This window comes from Marinobacter sp. C1S70, assembly GCF_000475355.1.
Classification (GTDB): domain Bacteria; phylum Pseudomonadota; class Gammaproteobacteria; order Pseudomonadales; family Oleiphilaceae; genus Marinobacter; species Marinobacter nauticus.
Genome location: NZ_AXBW01000018.1, coordinates 96,865 through 117,639 on the forward strand (window position 1 = coordinate 96,865; position 20,775 = coordinate 117,639).

The 20,775-nt window shown below is 57.7% G+C and carries 16 protein-coding genes and 4 tRNA genes; 8 read left to right on the top strand and 12 right to left on the bottom strand.

Annotated elements, in window-relative coordinates:
• Window positions 1-4 precede the first annotated feature (4 nt).
• On the top strand, window positions 5-688 hold the full coding sequence (locus Q669_RS06265) for an SIMPL domain-containing protein (protein WP_023009851.1): 684 nt from the start codon (window positions 5-7) through the stop codon (window positions 686-688).
• A 9-nt stretch (window positions 689-697) separates the two neighbouring features.
• On the opposite strand, the gene Q669_RS06270 is transcribed toward Q669_RS06265, so the two are convergent.
• Both Q669_RS06270 and Q669_RS06275 read right to left on the bottom strand, forming a co-directional pair.
• On the bottom strand, window positions 698-4,465 hold the full coding sequence (locus Q669_RS06270; RefSeq protein WP_022991635.1) for a translocation/assembly module TamB domain-containing protein: 3,768 nt from the start codon (window positions 4,463-4,465) through the stop codon (window positions 698-700).
• Window positions 4,462-6,210, bottom strand: coding sequence for an autotransporter assembly complex protein TamA (locus Q669_RS06275; RefSeq protein WP_200861790.1), 1,749 nt, complete (start codon window positions 6,208-6,210; stop codon window positions 4,462-4,464). Before Q669_RS06275 ends, Q669_RS06270 begins: the two co-directional genes overlap by 4 nt.
• A 205-nt stretch (window positions 6,211-6,415) precedes the next feature.
• Here Q669_RS06275 and Q669_RS06280 point away from each other — a divergent pair, with 205 nt between their 5' ends.
• Window positions 6,416-7,420, top strand: a complete 1,005-nt coding sequence (locus Q669_RS06280; RefSeq protein WP_022991637.1) for a hypothetical protein — start codon at window positions 6,416-6,418, stop codon at window positions 7,418-7,420.
• 13 nt (window positions 7,421-7,433) lie between these two features.
• Here the strand turns inward: Q669_RS06280 and Q669_RS06285 are convergent, their stop codons facing one another.
• The 4 genes from Q669_RS06285 to Q669_RS06300 all read right to left on the bottom strand — a co-directional run bounded on the left by Q669_RS06285 (window position 7,434) and on the right by Q669_RS06300 (window position 10,794).
• On the bottom strand, window positions 7,434-7,943 hold the full coding sequence (locus Q669_RS06285; RefSeq protein ID WP_022991638.1) for a shikimate kinase: 510 nt from the start codon (window positions 7,941-7,943) through the stop codon (window positions 7,434-7,436).
• Window positions 7,940-9,166, bottom strand: coding sequence for a serine/threonine transporter SstT (sstT, locus tag Q669_RS06290; RefSeq protein WP_014421019.1), 1,227 nt, complete (start codon window positions 9,164-9,166; stop codon window positions 7,940-7,942). The genes Q669_RS06285 and sstT overlap by 4 nt, the downstream gene beginning before the upstream one ends.
• A 126-nt stretch (window positions 9,167-9,292) precedes the next feature.
• Window positions 9,293-9,369 (bottom strand) — tRNA-Met (locus Q669_RS06295).
• Window positions 9,370-9,477: 108 nt separating this feature from the next.
• Window positions 9,478-10,794 carry an acetyl-CoA C-acetyltransferase gene (locus tag Q669_RS06300; protein WP_022991639.1) on the bottom strand — a complete coding sequence of 439 codons (1,317 nt, stop codon included), beginning with the start codon at window positions 10,792-10,794 and terminating at the stop codon, window positions 9,478-9,480.
• A gap of 191 nt (window positions 10,795-10,985) precedes the next feature.
• Here Q669_RS06300 and Q669_RS06305 point away from each other — a divergent pair, with 191 nt between their 5' ends.
• The gene (locus tag Q669_RS06305) at window positions 10,986-12,392 is read left to right on the top strand and encodes a 3-oxoacyl-ACP reductase (protein ID WP_022991640.1); all 1,407 of its coding nucleotides are present in this window, start codon (window positions 10,986-10,988) and stop codon (window positions 12,390-12,392) included.
• Window positions 12,393-12,523: 131 nt separating this feature from the next.
• Here the strand turns inward: Q669_RS06305 and Q669_RS06310 are convergent.
• The 6 genes from Q669_RS06310 to Q669_RS06335 all read right to left on the bottom strand — a co-directional run bounded on the left by Q669_RS06310 (window position 12,524) and on the right by Q669_RS06335 (window position 15,232).
• A tRNA-Val gene (locus Q669_RS06310) sits at window positions 12,524-12,599 on the bottom strand.
• 9 nt (window positions 12,600-12,608) lie between these two features.
• Window positions 12,609-12,685: transfer RNA gene (locus Q669_RS06315), tRNA-Asp, on the bottom strand.
• Between the two features lie 42 nt (window positions 12,686-12,727).
• A tRNA-Val gene (locus Q669_RS06320) sits at window positions 12,728-12,803 on the bottom strand.
• 179 nt (window positions 12,804-12,982) lie between these two features.
• Window positions 12,983-13,252 carry a hypothetical protein gene (locus tag Q669_RS06325; protein WP_022991641.1) on the bottom strand — a complete coding sequence of 90 codons (270 nt, stop codon included), beginning with the start codon at window positions 13,250-13,252 and terminating at the stop codon, window positions 12,983-12,985.
• A gap of 45 nt (window positions 13,253-13,297) precedes the next feature.
• Window positions 13,298-14,155, bottom strand: a complete 858-nt coding sequence (locus Q669_RS06330; protein ID WP_022991642.1) for a DUF2846 domain-containing protein — start codon at window positions 14,153-14,155, stop codon at window positions 13,298-13,300.
• Between the two features lie 117 nt (window positions 14,156-14,272).
• Entirely contained in the window at window positions 14,273-15,232 is a 960-nt protein-coding gene (locus Q669_RS06335; protein WP_022991643.1) for a hypothetical protein, read from the bottom strand.
• A 186-nt stretch (window positions 15,233-15,418) separates the two neighbouring features.
• Here Q669_RS06335 and purE point away from each other — a divergent pair, with 186 nt between their 5' ends.
• From purE to Q669_RS06360, 5 genes are all read left to right on the top strand, one after another.
• Window positions 15,419-15,910, top strand: coding sequence for a 5-(carboxyamino)imidazole ribonucleotide mutase (gene purE / locus Q669_RS06340; RefSeq protein WP_011785495.1), 492 nt, complete (start codon window positions 15,419-15,421; stop codon window positions 15,908-15,910).
• A 163-nt stretch (window positions 15,911-16,073) separates the two neighbouring features.
• The gene (locus tag Q669_RS06345; protein WP_022991645.1) at window positions 16,074-17,192 is read left to right on the top strand and encodes a 5-(carboxyamino)imidazole ribonucleotide synthase; all 1,119 of its coding nucleotides are present in this window, start codon (window positions 16,074-16,076) and stop codon (window positions 17,190-17,192) included.
• A gap of 73 nt (window positions 17,193-17,265) precedes the next feature.
• On the top strand, window positions 17,266-17,844 hold the full coding sequence (gene sodB, locus Q669_RS06350; RefSeq protein WP_011785497.1) for a superoxide dismutase [Fe]: 579 nt from the start codon (window positions 17,266-17,268) through the stop codon (window positions 17,842-17,844).
• A gap of 256 nt (window positions 17,845-18,100) precedes the next feature.
• Window positions 18,101-20,161: a putative bifunctional diguanylate cyclase/phosphodiesterase gene (locus Q669_RS06355; RefSeq protein WP_022991646.1), complete on the top strand. Its 2,061-nt coding sequence runs from the start codon at window positions 18,101-18,103 to the stop codon at window positions 20,159-20,161.
• 23 nt (window positions 20,162-20,184) lie between these two features.
• Complete coding sequence (locus Q669_RS06360; protein ID WP_022991647.1) at window positions 20,185-20,772, top strand: LemA family protein; 588 nt, start codon at window positions 20,185-20,187, stop codon at window positions 20,770-20,772.
• Window positions 20,773-20,775 lie beyond the last annotated feature (3 nt).

The window sequence follows — 20,775 nt, forward strand, 5'->3', positions numbered from 1 at the left end:
GACCATGATCAAACGTCGACTGCCACTTGCGCTCGCCGCCGCCGTCACCGTAATACCCGCGGCAGCCAGTGCCGGAGAAGTGAGCCTGAGTGGCGAAGGTATTGTTCGTTACGAACCAGACAGCGCCAGACTACAGTTCTCGGTCACGGCCGAGCACCCGGATGCCGCAAAGGCCTCTGAACAGGTGTCCGACACCATGGACGAGTGGCGCCAGGCCATTGCGGCCTATCGTAATGAGCTGGACGACTATTCTGATGCCGATCTCAGCGTTTACACTCGCATGCTTCCTGTACGGGAACAAGGCCAGGATCCGAAGCGAGTATCGGTGGCAAGCCAGACCGTCAGCTTCTCGATCAACGATCTGGATCTGCTGAATCCGTTGATTGGTGAAGCCAACAAGCTGGGGCTGCAATATCATCTTGGCAGCCACCAGTTTTTCCACTCAGACGAGCAGGGGCTGGAACGCGAGGCTCTGGCAAGGGCCATCGCCGATGCCAGAAGCCGCTGCGAGTTTGTCGCCAAGCAACTCGAGCAACGTTGTGGCGAAGTGGTCAGTCTGAATGTGAATGGCGGCCATCGTCCGGTACCGATGATGCAAGCGGAATCGAAAATGGTCGGTGACGCCGTTTCAAGCGTGGGCCCCAGGGAAATCCAGGCCACCGTCAGCGCCACCTTCGAGCTGGACTGACCTGGCCACTCAGAAGTTCCGTGTATAGAAAATATCCAGTGAGGCCGCCAGACCACTGGCGGCCTCCAGATAGAAGTAGCGGCCCAAATCGTAGCGCAGGGCTACCGTGGTAATGGGTTCAAATATGCCAACACCATAACGGAGGCTTAGTTCGTCTGTGATATAGCCGCTCGCCACCACGGAGGCCTGCTCCCCTGAACCCTCCGCCTCCAATGTCAGGTTACGGATACCCAGCTCGTTTCCAATACCTTGTGTGATCTTGCTGGCCTGGGTAAGACCCAGTGACAACGCAGCCCGGCTCATCTGCCCCTCATCCCCCTGGCCCCGGGGCGGACGGCCAAGAATAACGTACGACAAGGCATCACTCTGCGGCATCGACGGTTCCGAGAACACTTCCGTTTCCGGCTCATCCACCGGGCCGGATAACCGGATCCCGGCAACCACCGTATCAACTTCACGGACTGCCTCAATGTCCAAATAGGGTCGGGTCAGCGCACCTACAAAGAGAATCCGTGCCCGGCGCAGGTCCAGTTCCTGGCCAAAGGCTTCATAGCGACCATTCACTAACTGCAGCGCACCCCGCGTATCCATGTTGTTGCCAATGCGCAACGTGCCTTCGAGGTTGCCGGTGACACCAAACGCGGCAAACGACACCTCATCCTCACCGACCACCACCGTCACATCCATCAGCATCGACCGAATGGCAGGTTCTTCCCGTTCGACACCCACGATGACTTCATCCTCGGAAACCGATACCGCCGATGGGGGAACGCTCTGGATTTCGATTTCGCCTCTGGGCACCTCAACGCGGCCGGAGACCGACAGCTCTCCAGATTTGAAGGCAATATCCAGATCCGGCGCCACCTCCAACCGGGCATAAGGTTCCAGCGTCACCGGCAGCCGTTCGCCTTTCAGGTTGATCGCGACTTGCGGCGACTGTGCCCACTCCAAGCTCCCGGAGACCTGGCCCTTACTGCGATCATTGCTTTTCCAGCGCCCGCTGATATCGGCCGACTGCCCCCTAAACTCAAGCACTACAAGCAATTCCTCCAGTGGCAGGGGAAGGCCAGGATCAAACACTCGCCCTTCACTAAGCACCAGCTCGCCGGTGACGTCAGGCTTCATCAAGGGACCGTTCAAACGACCACTGCCATTAACCCGCCCCTGAATGTCTTCAATACCGGTAAATGCCGAGAGGAAGGCAAGATTAAGGGCCTGGAGCCGGAATTCACCATCAACCGTGCGGTCACTGGCCAGAGGATCCACAGCAAGATCCAGGTCAAACTGGCCAAGTTCCGGGCCGCTGAAATCCAGGCTGACATTGGCCTCATCCGGTTTAAGATTAGCCTCAACCACTAGCTGGTCATGAGTGATGGGCTGCCAGTCGTCCAGCACCAGAACCCCGAACTCGCCGGCGCCAGCATCAATCCGGATAGTGCCATCAGGACCCGCATCCGTGAGTGCTACGGCAATGTCGGCGTCTATAGTCGATTGCCACCGAAAAGTCTCTGGAAACAACGGTGCCAAAGCACTGGCCGGGAAACCTCGCACTTCATAAGCAATGCGGGAGTCTGGCCACAGTCTCTGGTCAGCCGCACAGACCGAGCTTTGCTGCCAGCGCCAGCAGTGACTGCCAAGTTCAAGAGTCCCGGCCACGTAGGTGAGATCCGCTCTCGTATCCAGCTGCCAGATCTGCCCTGGCTCTGGTACGGAAATCCGACCCCGGGTCAGCTGTCCGCGCCAATCCGGTAGTTTCTCTCCCAGCCCGCCCGCGAATTCCAGCTCAACCGAAGCTTCAGGATGATCGACTTGCAAAGCCAGGGTGTGGCGCTCCCGGGTGCCGCTGAGGGACGCTACAACCTTGTCGAGTTCCTGGCCAGCGAGACGCAGCTCAGTGCCCGACAGATCAAGGTCCAGCACCCCGTCACTATCAAGTCCCGCCTCAAGCTGCGCCTCGGTAACCAGGAATTGATCCTGCCAGGCCAGATTGCCCGCCGTCAGTGAGAGCTCAGCTTCCGGAGCTTCCGGCGAGCCAGCCAGCCGAAGCCGTCCGGCAGCCTCCCCACCCAGACCAGCCAACAGTTGTTGCGGTGCGGCAAGATCAAAGCGCAGGTCGCCCGCCAGAGATTCGCCATACCGTCCACTGCCCTCAAGCCGGTTATCCCCGACGGACAGGTTGAAGTTTTGCACAACCCAGTCTCGCCCCTGGGTGGACAAGGTTCCTTTTGCCTGTGCCGGCTGCTGCCGCCATTGGCCGCTGAGATCCAGATCTGCGAATAATTCGGGCAGCGCCCCCTCCCGCAACTGGCCTCGGGTAGCCGCCGTTCCATTCAAACGCGCTTCCAGTTGCGGCACCCAAAAGCCCGGATTGAATCGATCGAGCTCAAACTGCGCCTCCCAGCTCAGCGGCCCGGAAAACACCAGTTCTGCCTGTCCGGAAAGCGCGCCGGCACCGGTGGTCATGTCCAGCTGGCTAAGGCTCACCGATTGCAGATCCCCTATCAGCCGGGATGTCAGTTCGGCTTCACCCAGGGGCCCCGCCACTGAAGCATCCAGCGCTGCCTGATAACGACCATTACCATACTGAACCTGGCCATCCAGACGTTTCAGCACAACCGGTGGCGGCTCCAGGCCCGGAATCAGGCCGTACCAGGGAAACTCCTCCAGGGTTATGTCTGCGCTGGCATCAATACCGTCACGCCAGGATACCTTGCCGTTCGCACCGAAGCGGCCATCGGAATTGCCCTCCCGATCCCGCGCGATCATCGTAACCTCGACGCCGGAAGCACCTTGGAGGGTCACCAGGCCCTGAACTGACGCCTCCACTGGCCCGGTGGACGCCGGGAGCATCGCCCGGGTTCGGGTATCGAAGCCCCGAGCCAGGCTACCATCGAGTTCCAGCCGCCATTGGTCCAGCGTCAGGGTTTCGGGCACGGCGCTGTGCGGCCGAAATTCCGGCGACTGAAGCTTCAGGGTAGCCGGCAAATCGGCATCAAGCGGATCCATCTCCCCCTCAAGGCGGGCGTCGAGGTAGCCTCTGCTGGCGCCTGCCACACGAAGATCCCGGGCGCTGCCGGACAGATCCAGGGCAATCTGCCAGTCGTCTCCGCTCGGTGGTGGCAAGGTAACGTTGACTGAAAGATTCAATGGCCAGTCCCGACGCATCTCGGCTCGGCCATCGGCGGTCACCAGAATATCACCGCGTTCATACAGAAGGTGGTCAATGTTCAGGGTGGCACCCGACGCCCGGGAATCCAGCTCGACCCGATTCCAGACCAGGTTGTCATTTACCGTTAGTGCCCCGAGCCGGACTTCACGGATATTCACACCCAGGGGCAGATTGACGGAAGGCAACCGGATATCACCTCGTGGCTGATCAGCCTGGCCGGGGGTTTCTTGCACAGTAACCGCGATACTGGCCGCCTTGAGCGTGTCCAGACATACCGTCAGCTCAAAAAGGCACGACGGTGACCAGTCAATTTCCGGTTCGCTCACCTGAACGCCAACACCATAGCCCTGCCAGACCAGGCCATCGGCCCGCCACTGCCCCAGCATCGAGCCCTCGGCAGCTTCCGTCCGCAGGCCTGGTACCTGTTCAATGACCCAGGCGGTTCCCGTCTCACTGCGCAGGGCCAGCAGAACTGCAACCACCAGCAACAGGGGCACCAGCAGCAGTACCAGGACAATCACCAGCGGCCAGAACCACCAATGCCGGGATTTTCGGGTATCCGGTTCGGCATCCGGGGCCTGTGTATTTCTGGATTGCGCCTCGGTCACAGTTCCGGCCCCATGGAAAAGTGAATCCGCCAGCCACCGCCAAGCTCCTCATTCAAACCCCTGGCAACATCCAGGCGAAGCGGCCCCACGGGGCTGACCCAACGAATCCCCACCCCAACACCGGTCGCCAGCGGATCAAAGACATCGTTCACGGCATTACCCTCATCCACAAAGGCGGCCACACGCCAGTTCCTGGCAAACTCATACTGGTACTCAGCACTCCCCACAATGAGATATCGACCGCCAACGGCCACACCATCGCTGTCCTCCGGTGAAAGCGTCTCATAACCATACCCTCGTACGCTCTGGTCACCGCCGGCAAAGAACCGCAGAGAGGGCGGCACATCGGAAAAATTGTTGGTGGCAACACCGCCAAAGTTGAACCGGGCAAGAAAACGATGGTTGTCAGCCAGGGTATACAGACCCTTGGCAAGCAGATTGACATGCAGAATATCCGCATCTGAAAGCACCGCCCGGTGGGCCCCGGTGACATCCAGCTGTAAACGAAATCCCCGGGACGGATCCAGTGGCGAATCCGCCTGCAGCTTCGAATAGCTCACACCCGGCAGAAGCAGGCTGGAGGTCCCTCGCTCACCGTCACCAATGCGAAAGCGCTCGCCTTCCCAGCGCATCGACAACACCTGCATCCAACCGTTGTCCAGTTGATGGTTCCATTGCTGACCGAAGGTCAGGCGTTCGGACTCAACGTCTTCCACATGTTCCCGCTGATACCCGGTGCCCAGACGGATGGAATCGGTCATGGGCGGGTCAAGAGGCAGTTCGTACCAACCACTGACACTCTGACGCAGTTCAGATAGCTCGGTGTCTGCCCCTCTCTTGTGCCCCATGGAGTTAATATAGTGCTCACGCCAGTTGCCGCGGAAACGCGGCCCCACATCGGTCGAGAACCCGACGCCCGCAGACACCGATCTGGGAGGCCTTGGAGTGAGACCGATTGTCACTGGAATAACACGATCCTCTGCCTGGGAAGGAGAGGCATCAATGTCGACGCCAGAAAAATAGCCGCTGTTGGAGAGATCCCGGTTCAACCGGGCCACCTTGTCTGCATGAAACGGCTCGCCCGGCTCTGTGGTCACAAATTGCCGCAGCAACTGCTCATCAAAACCATGGCCTTCCAGAAAGGTGACTTCACCCAGCTGGTAGCGTTCACCGGTGCGATAGGTAAGCAGGATATCGGCGGCGTTGGCGTCCGGGTCAACCTTCAGCTTTCGGGTCTCATACTCACCATCAAAATAGCCCAGGCGCCCTGCCCGGTTCTGGATCGCCTGCCGCAAACCGTCATATTCACCATGATTCAGGATATCACCTTCCCGGGGACGCTCCGGGAGGCTTTGCACCAGGTCCGGATCGTCGGCCCCGGGCCCCTGGATATCGACCTGCCGGGATCGCACGCGCACGGGCTCGCCGGGAACGATGGTCAGCACCAGCTCCGCTGGCGCTTCATCCTGTTCATTCACTTGCCAGCGTATGGTCGGATTGTAGTATCCGAGGGCCCGGACCGCTTCTTCCACCTGGGCGGCGGCGCTGGAGGCGTAAAGCCGCAATCCGTCAGCGGTTCTGTCCTGTACCTCACCCAGCAGGATTTCCGCGTTCTCCTGCAATTGGTCGTAATCCCCCTCAACCTCTACCCGGACCTGGTTGGCAAATCCCGAGCTCGCCTGCAATAACAGCAACCATATCACCGGCCTGATCGCTGCTTGAATGTGAGTCCCGAATAACCGCATCAAAGGATGGCTGCCCTGACCAGATAAAGTGAGTGTTCCCTGTCACAGGGGCGAGAGTTTACCCGCAAGACCGGGGCGCTATCCATGCCCGCCGTATTAAGATTAGCAGCATAACGCCATTGCTGTTGCTACCGTCAGCCTCGTACCTGTTCCAGAAATAGGCTAACCTGTCAGATACTTATAGTGCCATAGACAGGTCCTACGGATGCTTCATGTAAACCGCGAAAACCTGAAATCCAGTCATCAGTTGATCTGGTTCCTGATCGACTTTCTGATGCTTGGCCTGTTGATCATCAACCTTTCGTTCATCATCTGGGATTCCATCTACAACTTTGTGGCTGTGCAGAATCTCCTAAAAGACTACGCGCCGGCACTGCAATCTGCCTACCACCCCATTCATGAACGCTTCATCTTCTACGACCTGATCTTCGTGGCCATTTTCCTGAGCGAATTTGTACTGCGCTGGGGTTATTCAATCAGGGCAAAAGTCTACGACCGCTGGTACTTCTATCCGTTCATCCACTGGTACGATCTGGTGGGCTGCATTCCGGTTGGCAGCCTCCGGTTTCTGAGAATCCTTCGGGTGATCTCTATTATCTACCGGCTGCATCAGTACAAGATCATCGATTTCACCAACACCCGGCTGTTCCGGTTCGTTAATTTCTACTACGAAGCTTTCATGGAGGAGCTTTCTGACCGGATTGTCCTGAAAGTACTCAGCGGTGTTCAGGAAGAAGTTCGGCGGGGCTCGCCTCTGTTTGAGCGTATCCAGCAGGATATTCTTTATCCGCGGCGGGAAATGCTGTCAGACTGGATATCAGAACGGGTGGCAGTGGCAGCCAAGGAGGGTTACGTACCAAATCGCGGCGCATTGAGGGCCTACCTGGAAAACCGGGTGGACCAGGCCTTGAAGCAGAATCTGGAGCTATCCCGGTTGAATTACCTGCCAGTGGTGGGGCCAACCATCCAGGATACGCTGGAGAATGCGGTGGGCGATATTGTCGCCAATGTGATTCACCAGATTCTCGAAGACCTGGCCTCCACTTCTAACCATGCGTTTATTGAAGATATCGTCAACGTGTTGCTGCCCGAACCTGGCCAACAACAGGAAGAGGCCGAAAACGAAGCGCTAATCAACCTGATACTGGAGGTGGTCGACGCCATCAAGGACCAGGTCCGGGTCAAACACTGGCGCGAGAATCTGCCCTGACAGGAATTGCTCGTTACTGTGGCAACCCATCGATGACCGCCTGACAGACCTGTTCCTGGTTCAACCCCTGGCCCTTGATGGTCAGGTCCGCGTAGCGGGTATAAAGGGCGAAACGCTCTTCAAATAACGCTTCCAGAGACTGGTCGGGCCGACGGGAGATACCGCGGAGACTGTAATTGCCGATACGTCTGCGTACCTCATCCAGAGAAATATCGAGAAACACCACGGTACCCTTCTGCCTCAGGTGTGTCATCGCGGCCTCACTGTACACCGCACTACCACCGGTGCTGATGACCTGACCTTCAACCTCAAGAGCCAGCAGTACCTGCTCTTCAATCCGGCGCAGGGCCAGATACCCGTCCTGGTCAACGATCTCCTGCAGCGTTCGCCCGGCCTGCTCCTGTATCAGCAGATCGGTATCGATAAACCCCAGGCCCAGACGTTTCGCCACCAGCACCCCGACGGTGCTTTTGCCGCTGCCGGGCATGCCGATAAACACCAGATTTCTGCGCCCGATGGTCATGCTGCTTCACGAGCCTCTGCCGAACGGCAGGCCGCCGCGGTGAACAGAACATCGGTTGATGAGTTCAATGCGGTTTCGGTGGAATCCTGAACCACGCTGATGACAAAACCAATGGCAACCACCTGCATGGCCACTTCCGTGGAGATACCAAACAGACTGGTCGCCAGCGGAATAAGCAGCAGTGAACCCCCAGCCACGCCGGAAACCCCGCAGGCCGCAATAGACGAAACCACACAAAGCAGCAGTGCGGTCGGGAAATCCACCGGAATACCCAGGGTATTCGCAGCCGCCAGGGTAATCACGGAGATGGTGATGGCGGCACCGGCCATATTGATAGTGGCACCAAGCGGGATGGAAATAGCGTAAGTATCCGGGTCCAGCCCCAGCCGGTCACACAGGTTAAGGTTAACCGGGATATTGGCAGCGGAACTGCGGGTAAAAAAGGCGGTGATGGCACTGCCCCTTAAACAGGCGAATACCAGGGGGTAAGGATTCTGGCGGGTGTGGAGGAAGACAATCAACGGATTGGTCACCAGAGCCACAAACAGCATACAGCCAACGATGACCGCCAGAAGGCGGCCGTATTCCAGCAGCGCGCCGATGCCGGCATCGGCCAGGGTATTGGCAACCAGCCCGAAGATTCCCAGGGGCGCAAACCGGATAACGGCCCGGACAATGCCGGAAATTGCATCGGACAGGTCGTTCACCACTTGCCGGGTGGCGTCACGGCCCTGGCGCAGCATTAATCCCAGACCAACGGCCCAGGCCAGAATAGCAATGAAGTTCCCCTCCATCAGGGCGCTGACCGGATTCGTCACCGCGCTCAGCAGAAGATTGCGCAGGATCTCGACGACCCCGCCAGGCGGGTTGCCGCTGACTTCCGGAAGCTCCAGAGTGAGTTCCGTGGGGAAGACAAAGCTGGCGATCACCGCTACCACAGCCGCCACCAGCGTACCGATCACATAGAGCAGCAACACCCCACGAATGTGGGTTGGCTGTCCCTGCTGGTGATTGGCAATGGCTGCCGTCACCAGCGCAAACACCAGGATAGGCGCAACCGCTTTCAGGGCGGATATAAACAGTTGGCCAAGCAGAGAAACCGATTGGGCAGTATCAGGCCAAATCACGGCCAGCAAAACGCCGGCAATGATTCCGATGGTAATCTGGGGAATCAACCCCATCTGCAGCAGGGGGCGTACAACGCCAAGTCGCCGGGAAGACATCTTTGGGCTCCTTTTGCTTGGTCAGAAAGGGGCATCACCCGGCAATAATGGCCATGGGAATAATCTGCCGCCCAGAAAGCAAAAAAGGCAGATCAGTGAAGGTAACTGACCTGCCTTTTTCTTTTTTGGTAGCGGGAGCTGGATTCGAACCAACGACCTTCGGGTTATGAGCCCGACGAGCTACCAGACTGCTCCATCCCGCATCAAACTTTTCATCAATCAGGTAGAGGCCCGATCAACGTGGCGCGAATACTATAGCTCTGGCCGCCAGCTGTCAAAGCGCATTTCGGTTATTACCTATCCCGCCCGGATCAGCGCTCCAGAATTGCCGTCACGCCCTGGCCGCCAGCGGCGCAGATTGAGATCAGGCCACGACCACTACCTTTCTGCTCCAGCAGCTTGGCCAGCGTGGCGACAATACGGCCTCCGGTCGCGGCAAACGGATGCCCCGTGGCCAGACTCGAACCCTTCACGTTCAGCTTGTCGCGATCAATGGTGCCCAATGGTTTTTCCAGCCCGAGGCGCTCCCTGCAGAATCCCGGATCTTCCCAGGCTTTCAGGGTAGATAAAACCTGTGCCGCAAATGCCTCGTGAATCTCATAGAAGTCGAAATCCTGAAGGGTCAGGCCGGCCCTTTCCAGCATCCGGGGTACGGCATAGGCTGGCGCCATCAGCAGGCCCTCTTTCTTGTCGACGAAATCCACAGCAGCCACTTCGGAGAAGGTCAGCCAGGCTTTGACATCCATGTTATGGGCCTTTGCCCACTCTTCGCTGGCCAACAGCACTGCCGACGCGCCATCGGTCAGCGCCGTGCTGTTGGCTGCAGTCATGGTGCCGTTTTCCCGATCAAAACAGGGCTTGAGGGTGGCCAGTTTTTCCAGCGTGGTGTCCGGACGCAGGATATTATCTTTATCGAGACCGGCCATGGGAGTCATCAGATCGTCGAAAAAGCCCTCCTCGTAGGCCTTTGCCAGCTTCTGATGACTCTCCCAGGCCAGGCGATCCTGATCTTCACGGGCGATACTCCATTCTTTGGCAGTCACCTGGCAGTGGTCCCCCATGGACATGCCTGTACGGGGCTCGCCGTTCTCCGGAATCTCCGGCACCAGATGGCTCGGCCGGAAACGGCCAAGAATTTTCAGGCGCTCCTTGGTGGTCTTGGCACGGTTGAGGTCCAGCAGGATTTCCCGGAGCCCTTCGCCCACCCCGATCGGCGCATCAGACGTGGTATCGGTGCCGCCGGCAATGCCGCACTCGATCTGTCCCAACGCGATTTTGTTCGCCACCAGAATCGCGGCTTCCAGGCCGGTTCCGCAGGCTTGCTGGATATCGTAGGCCGGTGTTTCAGGTGCCAGACCACAGCTGAGAACCGATTCACGAGTCAGGTTGAAGTCCCTGGAATGCTTGATCACGGCGCCCGCGACCACTTCGCCCATTTTCATGCCGTCCAGATTAAAGCGATCCACCAGCCCACGAAGCGCCGAAGTCAACAATTCCTGGTTACTGATCTTGCTGTAGGCAGTATTGGAGCGGGCAAACGGAATACGGTTACCGCCAATAACGGCAACCCGTCGAATGCCCTGGCTTGCCCCTTTCACGGGTGCTGAGGTTTTCTTTGCCTGTGCCATCGCTGTATTTCCTTGTGAGTCAGATGATTCTGTTTCGGTTCACCGATACTGTTGATGAGTCTAGCGCCTGACGGCAGTCTCTCATTGGCAACTCTGACAACGCACAACCTGCGTTCAGTCAATACAATAGCTGGAAGATTCCTTACCCTTTAGGCTAATTTGCAATCAACCAGATGCACAAGGAAGAAAACATGTCTGACCTCTACCTCAAACTCGTGAATACCCCGGTGGGAAAAACCGCCGCCCAGTCTCTTGGCTTGCCGTCACCGGCCCCGCTGAAACGCCTCAAGCGAGTGGATCAGCCTTTTATTGAGGGCGACGTCCTCATTGGAGCCGGCAATGGTGCCCGCGCCATCGCCACCCTTGGCAGCATTGTTGGCGCCAGCCCGGCCACCCTGCACCACGCCACCGGGCCGGAAACCCTGGCCGAATCGGCCAAGACAAGCAACAAGGCTCAGGCACTGGATATCACCGGCGAGGTCTCCGGCAAGTTCTCGGCACTGATTTTCGATGCGTCCGGCCTGCAGAAACCGGATGAATTGCGCGCCCTGTATGACTTTTTCCACCCCACTATCCGGAAACTGGCGACAAATGGCCGGGTTCTGGTGATTGGCCAGGACCCGCACACTTGCCGCAAGGCGCCCCAGGCCGCTGCACAACAGGCACTGGAAGGCTTCGTACGAGCCGTTGGCAAAGAGATCGGCAAAAAGGGCGCTACCGCGAACCTGGTCTGGATAGCACCCAATGCTGAAAACCAGCTGGATTCCTCGGTTCGGTTCTTCCTGTCGCCACGCTCAGCCTACGTCTCCGGGCAGGTGGTTCGCATCGGCAAAGCCGACGAAGCCAAAGCCACCAATCCGGTCGCACCATTGGCAGGCAAAGTGGCCCTGGTGACCGGCGCGTCCCGAGGCATTGGCGCCGCTATCGCTGCAACCCTCGCCAGAGATGGGGCAACCGTCATCGGGCTCGACATTCCGCCGGCACTCGAGGAATTGCAGAAAGTAACCGGCGCTCTGAAAGGCAAGGCGCTCGCCTGCGACATCACCGACGAAAAGGCGCCAAAGCTGATCGCAGACTTTATCGAAAAGGAAACCGGCGGTGTCGACTTCGTCATCCACAACGCCGGCATCACCAGAGACAAAACCCTAGGCAACATGCCCGAACATTTCTGGGATATGACCATTGCCGTCAACCTGACCGCAGAAGAGCTGATTGACGAGGAACTGGCTGAGCGCAAACTGATACGGGAAAACGGCCGCATCGTCTGCATTTCTTCGATCAGCGGCATCGCAGGCAATTTCGGCCAGACCAACTACTCCTGCGCCAAAAGCGGCGTGATCGGCTATGTCGAAGCCATGGCCCGTCATCTGAAGAACGGCATCACCATCAATGCCATTGCCCCGGGCTTTATTGAGACCCAGATGACCGCCGCCATGCCGTTTACCATCCGTGAGGCCGGTCGACGCATGAACAGCCTGTCTCAGGGCGGGCAACCGGTTGATGTGGCCGAGGCTATCGCCTGGTACTGCAACCCAGCGTCTGCGGGCGTGAACGGGAACGTGGTTCGGGTATGTGGCCAATCCCTGATCGGCAAGTAATTCAGAAAAGGCACTACAGGAAGAGGCCGGTCAGGGTAACCCTGCCCGGCCTTTTTGCGGCTCACCAAAGGAGCTTGGCGTTTTCTGAGGGAATAAAAAAAGCAGACCAGATTGGTCTGCTTTTTAGAATCTGGTGGGTGGTGCAGGGATCGAACCTGCGACCCTCGCCTTGTAAGGGCGATGCTCTCCCAGCTGAGCTAACCACCCAGGGTAAGGTGGCGGAGCGGACGGGACTCGAACCCGCGACCCCCGGCGTGACAGGCCGGTATTCTAACCAACTGAACTACCGCTCCGCATCGATTCAGCTTTGCCGAATCTGAACTCTGTTTTGAAAGTGGTGGGTGGTGCAGGGATCGAACCTGCGACCCTCGCCTTGTAAGGGCGATGCTCTCCCAGCTGAGCTAACCACCCACTTTCGCTGCCTTACTTTACTTCAGGCTCAAAACAGTCACTTGCTGCGCTTGGCGCCTGCTGAGTCAGCGTTGCTGTCTCAACCAAGTGAGACGCGCATTTTAAGCATTTCGCTCACTGTGTCAAATGTTTTTCCGAAAAATACTGAACTTTTTTCCGAGACGCTCTCAGGCGAACATTTATTGATCAAAATCAGAACGTTGTACTGTTTTACCCTGCTCAGGGAAGTGCCGTATTTCCGCAGACTTCTGGCCTGCCTGCTGCCCCTTTCGCTTCAGAGCCAGCTCACTCACTCGCGCCCGGCGCTCGCCAGGCACCGCCTGACTGGCAAGCGCCTGGTTAAGGTCATCCAGGCGTTGCCGAGCCTCCCGCCAGGATTCCTCAAGCAACGGACCAACCTGCCCGGCCAGCCTGCCAATACGCAGCCGGAACGTATCTTTGAAGGACATTTTTTTTATCTCTCTTCACTACACCATCCCCAGTGTAGACATTGCCTAGAAGATCCACCAGCCTCCCGATTCTGCCTCTTCCCTGCGCTCGCGCTCAAGTTCCAGTTGGGCATACTCCTGCTCCAGCGCCTTCAGCTTGCGATCGGCTTCCAGCGGTACCGTTGGCCCACCCCCGAATGGCCAGAACCAGGAGGTCTCCTCATATTTACCCTGCTGCTGCAGACGCTCAATCTCCAGCTCGCGCTCCTGCTCAAGAGCCAGCTTCCGCTTCTCGTAGTCGGTATCTTCGTTAACTTCGACAATCGACGTTGCGGCATGGTTCGGCGCCAGTAGATCGCTGTTCAGGAACAGCGTGGACACAATTTCGTCCGACTGCATGGCGTATTCACGGGTAACCAGTTGCAGCTCGCCGGAGGCCAGCGGGTGCTCCGGATCCAGGTCCGGATGAGGACGCGAGGGCTCCTCCAGTTCGTTGTATCTCAGGTAGTAGATCTTGCCAGGCTCCACCTTCAGAGTGGCATCCGCAATCAGGCTCAAACTGAAGGAGTTCAGGCCTTCAAGCCCAAGCAAAGGCCGACGCATGGCGATGTGCCGTTCACCGGGGCTCACTTCCAGCCAGGTAAAGCTGTTATTGCGAATGTTGAAATAGTGCTTGTCGTCAATATAGACGCTGGGAGACTCGATCTCATCCGCCGCCCATTGGGAGTGGGTACGGTAGAAATACAACAAGGCATTGCCCTGATCCCACTGATCGGTGTCGATATGCACGAAATCATGGCCCGACACCGGGTGGAGAAAGCCACCCACACTCTTGCCGATAGACTGATAAACGGTGCAGCCAGACAACACCAGAAAGCACGCCACAACGGCGGCACTTTTAACGAAAGGCACTCGGATTTTCATTGTTATGCACTCTTCATCCCTTATCGAGTAGGGACGATCATAACAACTGGCCACCACAAGAAATGAGAGCTACCGCAAGGGATGAATACAAACCGTTACATTCACCCCCGACAACCGTTACTGCCCTGAGTTCGACGCCCTGAGCTGATTGACCTCCTCCGACAGGCGCACGAGGCGTGAGGTAAGTTGGGCACGGGAAGCATCGATGGATTCCACGGTCCGGGCCAGTTCTGCCAGTCGATTCCGCAGCGCCCGAACATCACCGGCTCCTGCGAGGCCGTCCGTTCGAGCCTCGACGGAGGACAGCCGGCTTTCAATACCATCGATACCCAGTTTCTGCTCCTGCTCAAACCGGCGGATACGGCTCTCTACCACCTGATCGATATCACCGATCTGCTGACTCAGCCTGGTCAGTTGCGACGTCGCCTCACTATTTGCCTGCTCCAGCGCAGCCACAGACGTCTCCAGCTTCTGGCTCAGTTGGGCGATATCTCCAGCAAACGTGGTACGAACCTGCTCGAGCGTGGTTTCCAGATCTGACACCGATTTGCCGGTCTCGGCCAGATTCTGATCCAGCACCGAGAGCCGCTGACCATGCTCCTCAAGCTGTTTCCGGTTGCGCTCACTGGCAACCACCCAGAGCTTGCGGATTTCACTGTTGGCGGTCTCAACCTTTTCCGCATTGGCCGCTATCTTTTCCTCCAGAGAGGCACCCCGCTCCTGCAAGGATTCCCCGGTTTCCGAAAGCTCGCCCTCAAAACGGGCCAGCGCCAGCTTACTTTGCCGCGCCCAGTAATCCGCCTCTTCCAGTTGACTCTCCAGCGCCGCGATGCGCTGACTCTGGCTATACCACCCTGCGCCAGCAGCCACCGCAAGCCCGAAAATCGCCCCCCAGACAAGAACTCGTCCACCACGACCACCGCCTCCGCCAGAGCCCGCAGCTGCACCTGGCGGCCTGGCTTTGGGAGCCCCACGCCCGGCCTCACGCTCTTTACTGGCACGAGGGGTTCGCGCTTCCCCGGCGCCGATCGGGGGTTCTGCTCTCAGCTCATCTTCGTCCGGGCGGATGGGTTCCATTACAGCTCCTGGAAATGGATGGTTTAATTGTATAACCGACGATAATACCTGCAGTTACGGACAGGTTAAAATGAAGGCTTTTAAAGAAAGCGCTCCGGCACCCGGACGCCCGGGCTTGCCGTGTTGCACGGCAACTGGCCAGAACATACAATGGCCGGCTTTCCAATTATCACAGGACTGTTGCTTATGCAGCCGCTTGTTGGACTCATCATGGGCTCCAAATCTGACTGGCCCACCATGGAACACGCTGCCGATATGCTCGACAAACTCGGCGTGCCCTACGAAACCCGGGTTGTCTCCGCCCATCGCACACCGGATCTGCTTTTTGATTACGCCAAGACCGCGGCCGATCGCGGACTGAAGGTCATCATCGGTGGCGCCGGCGGCGCGGCGCACCTGCCGGGCATGGTTGCCTCACAAACGTCTTTGCCGGTGCTGGGCGTGCCCGTACAATCAAAAGCACTGAATGGCTTGGATTCGCTGCTTTCCATCGTGCAGATGCCAGGCGGCATTGCTGTTGGCACATTGGCGATTGGCAAGGCCGGCGCCACCAACGCAGGCCTGCTGGCAGCACAGATCGTTGGCACGTTCGACGACAAGGTTCGCCAGGCAGTGGAAGACTTCAGGAAAAACCAGACCCAGACGATTCTGGACAACCCTGACCCCAGGGATCAATAACCTATTACCGAGACCAGGCGAGCGGGCCGGGGAGGGCTTTCCAAAACACGCTACAAGCACCTCGCTGTGCGCTTGTTTCGGGCCGTCCATGGCCCTCAACAGTTTTGGAAAGCCCTCCCCGGCCCGCTCTGGCGTCGCCCCAAATAAAGAGCAGGAGAACCAGATGAGAATCGGTGTACTCGGAGCCGGCCAACTCGGGCGCATGCTGGCCCTTGCCGGATACCCCCTCGCAAAGGAATTTGTGTTCTACGACATGTCCGGCAGCCCCAGCGCTGGTCTGGGGGAAGTCATTGTGGATCGCGACGGCAGCTACCTGGACGACTTCCTCTCCCGCGTCGACCGCGTAACCTACGAATTCGAGCACCTGCCTGTTGAAGTGGCGGAGAAGCTGGCCCAACACAAGCCGGTTCACCCCTGCCCCAGGGCACTTCAGGTTTGCCAGAACCGGGAGGCAGAGAAAACCCTGTTCGGCCAGCTTGGCATTCCAATGCCGGAATGGAAAATCGCTGATAGCGCCGCTTCCCTGAAAGCCGCTGCCGAGGCACTTGGCTGCCCGGTGGTAGCCAAATCCATCACTGAGGGCTACGACGGCAAAGGCCAGGCCGTCCTGAGAGATCCGGAACAGGCAGAAGAAGCCTGGACCGCCATCGGCCACCCCAGGGTAATCGTGGAGAAGTTCGTTAACTTCAAACGCGAAGTGTCCATCATCGCTGTTCGCGGTGAGGATGGCGATGTGGCCTTTTACCCCATTGCCGAGAACAGCCACCACGAGGGCATACTGCGCTACTCCATTGCCCCGGCACCCGGACTGCAACCCCACATCCAGCAAGATGCTGAAAAGTACATCAAGGCACTATTGAACGAATTGAACTATGTGGGCGTACTGACTCTGGAACTGTTTGAGACCGAGGACGGCCTGGTAGCAAACGAGATGGCTCCACGGGTCCACAATTCCGGGCACTGGACCATTGAGGGTTCCATGACCAGCCAGTTCGAGAATCACATTCGCGCGGTCAGCGGACACGCTCTGGGCAATGTTCAGGCACGCGGCCTGAGCTGCATGATTAATATCATCGGCGAGCACGGCGACATTGAACGGATGCTGGAACTGCCCTACGCTCATCTTCACCTCTACAATAAAGGGGAGCGCCCAGGGCGCAAGCTCGGGCATGTGAACATTCTGGCAGACAGTTATGAAGAGCTGGTCTGGCGGGTCCGGAACTGCGCTCAGTTTCTGCCCGGCAGCCCCGAGTTTAAAAGCTCTCTCACAACAAAGGGTTGATTTAACTCAAACCGCCCTTATATTGCGAGAGTGTCAACTCACATAAACAGAGAGAACCAGGGAGAACGACCTCATGGCATTTGAACTTCCCGCACTGCCTTACGAAAAAAACGCACTGGAACCGCATATCTCTCAGGAAACCCTTGAGTACCACTACGGCAAACATCACAACACCTACGTAACCAAGCTGAACGGTCTGGTTGAAGGTACTGAGAATGCCAACAAGTCTCTGGAAGACATCATCAAGAGCGCCAGCGGCCCGCTGTTCAACAACGCAGCCCAGGTATGGAACCACACCTTCTACTGGCACTGCCTGAGCCCGAACGGTGGTGGTGAGCCCACCGGCGCCGCCAAAGAAGCCATCGAGAAGGCCTTTGGCTCCTTCGAAGACTTCAAGAAAGAATTCAACGACAAGGCCGCCAACAACTTTGGTTCTGGCTGGACCTGGCTGGTGAAAAAAGCTGACGGCAGTGTTGCCATCGCCAACACCAGCAACGCCGAAACCCCACTGACCGGCGCCGACAAGCCGGTTCTGACCGTTGATGTCTGGGAACACGCCTACTACATCGACTACCGGAACAGCCGTCCGAATTACCTGGAAGCGTTCTGGAACCTGGTCAACTGGGATTTCGTGAACGAAAACCTGGCCTGATCCAGTCGGAACAACGGTAGGTAGCAACCGCCTCACCGTTGACCAAACGCCCGCACGGGAACCCCTGCGGGCGTTTCTGTATCTGAATGCGACGAAACCGAAACAAATCGACACACGCATCCACAAGAAACTCTGAAAAAATCGTCCATACTCCATGAAGTTGAAAGGAATCTGAACCATACTGTCATGTGCCGCGTGATAGATCCTGTCGCAGAGTCCGACAGAACCAATCAGACAGATGAGCCAAGAACAGCGGATGCAAAAAACCTTTGAAGTAGAGAACCACCTCGGATACCGCATTCTCCGATGGGTACTGCTCGTCGCGTTGCTGAGCGGTATTCTGATGAGCGCGGTACAGGTGGTGCTGGATGCAAAGAGGGTGTCCGCTGAACTGGAGCGTGATGCGGCCCAGACCCTGGCCATGGTGGAAGACTCCGCCACCCAGGCCGTTTTCAGCATTGATGACACGCTCGCGCAACAGGTGGTGGATGGACTGTTCGCCCTGGAACCCATTCACATGGCCAAAATCACCCATCCCGACGGTGATGAACTGGGTGATCGGCTACGGCCTCTGCAGGACTCCCCGTTTCGCCCTTTAACTGATCCGATATTCGGCCAGGTTCGCGAATACCGCGAGAGTCTCACGCGAGGCAGCAATCCGGATCTTGTCTACGGCTATCTTGAGGTTCACTACGACACCGCCCCCTATGCTCGAACCTGGCTCGGCCGAGCACTGGTGACGTTTGCATCAGGCATTGCCCTGGCACTCATTCTTGGCATCGTACTGTTCGTGGTGTTCCATTTGCTGCTGACCCGCCCGCTGCTGCGCATTGTGCAGTCGGTCAAAAAGGTAGACCCGGCACACCCGGACGATCGCCTGGTTTCGATCCCGGAAGGACACCGGGCCGACGAGCTTGGCCTCTGGGTTAACGCCACCAACAATCTGCTCGTAGCCATCGGAGATACCCAGAAAAAACATCGGGAAGCAGAGGACCGGGTCACTCGACTGGCCCGTTACGACACACTGACAGGCCTGCCCAGTCGCGATGCCTTTATGGAAGATCTTCAAGGCGCTATTGAACGAGCCCAGGAAGGCCACAGCTCTATCGCTCTGATGGTCTGCGGTATTGACGACTTCAAATCCGTCAATGAGCAGTGCGGTTTCCGCACCGGGGACACCATCCTGCAAACCGTCGCCAGTCGCCTGACCGCCAATCTTTCCTCAGACAGATTCAATGTCGCCCGACTGGGCAGTGACCAGTTTGTCATCGTTGAAAAGCACCTGCGCGATGGCTTCCAGGCAGCAGAAACCGCCGAGAAGGTACTCGCTACCATCGGCTCCCCCATCAATTCGGGCAACCACCGGATTTCCATGACCGCCACCCTGGGGATTTCCCTGTTTCCGTCAGATGCCGACCAGGCCGATCGCTTGCTCCAGAGCGCCGAACAAACCATGGCACTGGCGAAGCAGACCGGGCACAACCACTTCCAGTTCTATGTGGCCAGCATCGACAAGGAAATTCGCGAACGCAAACAGATGGAAAAGGACCTGGCCCAGGCCCTCGCAAACCACGAATTCCATCTGGTCTACCAGCCACAGATCAATCTGGAGACCCGGCGCGTTATTGGTGCAGAAGCACTGCTGCGGTGGGAACACCCTGAACACGGCATGATTCCCCCGGACCTTTTCATTCCGGTAGCGGAAGCGAATGGTTCCATCGTCGAGATTGGTCAATGGGTCCTGGATCAGGCTTGCTGGCAGGCCGCTCGCTGGGCATCCGAAGGTACTCACCTCAGAATCGCCGTGAACCTTTCCGCCGTTCAGCTACGCCAGGAATCCATTGTTGACGATATTCTCAACACCCTGAAACGTCATAATATTCCGGCGGGACGCCTGGAACTGGAAGTGACCGAAACCAGTTTTATGACCAACCTCACCGATGCGGTCGCCAAGCTGCATCGGCTGCATCGGGCCGGCATCAGTATTGCGGTTGATGATTTCGGCACGGGCTATTCATCGCTGACCTATCTGAAGCAGATGCCGGTACAGCATCTGAAGATCGACAAGCAGTTCATTCGGGACCTGCTGATCAACGAGGAAGATACCCGAATTGCCAACACCATCATCGACCTTGGCAAGAGCCTGAATCTGACCGTCGTCGCAGAAGGTGTGGAAACAGCAGAGCAGGAGTATTACCTCAGCCAGCGTGGCTGCGCGCTTGCTCAGGGGTATTTCTTCTCCAAGCCCCTGTTACCCAGAGATTTTGAGAATTTCGTACAGACTTTCCACGCCCGGATCGTGGAAAATAACGCCTGAACCTTTAGCCCTTAGGAGTAGTCATGGGAACGACTGTCATCGGTCTTGTAGTAATTGCCGTTGTCATCCTCTATCTGGTGTTTATCTACAACCAGCTCGTCTCTTTGCGCAACCAGTTCAAGAATGGCTTTGCCCAGATTGATGTCCAGCTGCAGCGCCGCCACGATCTGATCCCGAACCTGGTGGAATCCGCCAAAGCCTATCTGGACCATGAAAAGTCCACCCTCACCCAGGTGATGGAAGCGCGCAATAACGCGGTCAGTGCTCAGAAAGATGCCGCCCGAGACCCAGGCGACAGTACCAAGATCCAACGCCTTGGAAGTGCCGAGAACCTGCTGACCAAAGCCCTCGCCAACTTCTACGCCGTGGCCGAGAATTACCCTGAGCTGAAAGCCAACGAGACCATCCAGCAACTGATGGAAGAACTCTCCAGCACCGAGAACCGCGTAGCGTTCGCGCGCCAGGCATATAACGATGGCGTGATGACGTACAACATCTTCCGCGAGAAGTTCCCTAACAATATCGTGGCCGGCCTGTTTGCGTTCAAGGAAACCGCCCAGCTGCAGCTCGAATCTCCAGAGGCCCGCCAGGCTCCGAAAGTCAGTTTCTGAGGC

Excerpts from the sequence above, each read along its gene's own strand:
- Q669_RS06265 (WP_023009851.1), top strand. The coding sequence starts at position 5 with ATGATCAAACGTCGACTGCCACTTGCGCTCGCCGCCGCCGTCACCGTA.
- Q669_RS06275 (WP_200861790.1), bottom strand. The coding sequence starts at position 6,210 with ATGCGGTTATTCGGGACTCACATTCAAGCAGCGATCAGGCCGGTGATA.
- Q669_RS06280 (WP_022991637.1), top strand. The coding sequence starts at position 6,416 with ATGCTTCATGTAAACCGCGAAAACCTGAAATCCAGTCATCAGTTGATC.
- Q669_RS06285 (WP_022991638.1), bottom strand. The coding sequence starts at position 7,943 with ATGACCATCGGGCGCAGAAATCTGGTGTTTATCGGCATGCCCGGCAGC.
- sstT (WP_014421019.1), bottom strand. The coding sequence starts at position 9,166 with ATGTCTTCCCGGCGACTTGGCGTTGTACGCCCCCTGCTGCAGATGGGG.
- Q669_RS06300 (WP_022991639.1), bottom strand. The coding sequence starts at position 10,794 with ATGGCACAGGCAAAGAAAACCTCAGCACCCGTGAAAGGGGCAAGCCAG.
- Q669_RS06305 (WP_022991640.1), top strand. The coding sequence starts at position 10,986 with ATGTCTGACCTCTACCTCAAACTCGTGAATACCCCGGTGGGAAAAACC.
- Q669_RS06325 (WP_022991641.1), bottom strand. The coding sequence starts at position 13,252 with ATGTCCTTCAAAGATACGTTCCGGCTGCGTATTGGCAGGCTGGCCGGG.
- Q669_RS06330 (WP_022991642.1), bottom strand. The coding sequence starts at position 14,155 with ATGAAAATCCGAGTGCCTTTCGTTAAAAGTGCCGCCGTTGTGGCGTGC.
- Q669_RS06335 (WP_022991643.1), bottom strand. The coding sequence starts at position 15,232 with ATGGAACCCATCCGCCCGGACGAAGATGAGCTGAGAGCAGAACCCCCG.
- purE (WP_011785495.1), top strand. The coding sequence starts at position 15,419 with ATGCAGCCGCTTGTTGGACTCATCATGGGCTCCAAATCTGACTGGCCC.
- Q669_RS06345 (WP_022991645.1), top strand. The coding sequence starts at position 16,074 with ATGAGAATCGGTGTACTCGGAGCCGGCCAACTCGGGCGCATGCTGGCC.
- sodB (WP_011785497.1), top strand. The coding sequence starts at position 17,266 with ATGGCATTTGAACTTCCCGCACTGCCTTACGAAAAAAACGCACTGGAA.
- Q669_RS06355 (WP_022991646.1), top strand. The coding sequence starts at position 18,101 with ATGCAAAAAACCTTTGAAGTAGAGAACCACCTCGGATACCGCATTCTC.
- Q669_RS06360 (WP_022991647.1), top strand. The coding sequence starts at position 20,185 with ATGGGAACGACTGTCATCGGTCTTGTAGTAATTGCCGTTGTCATCCTC.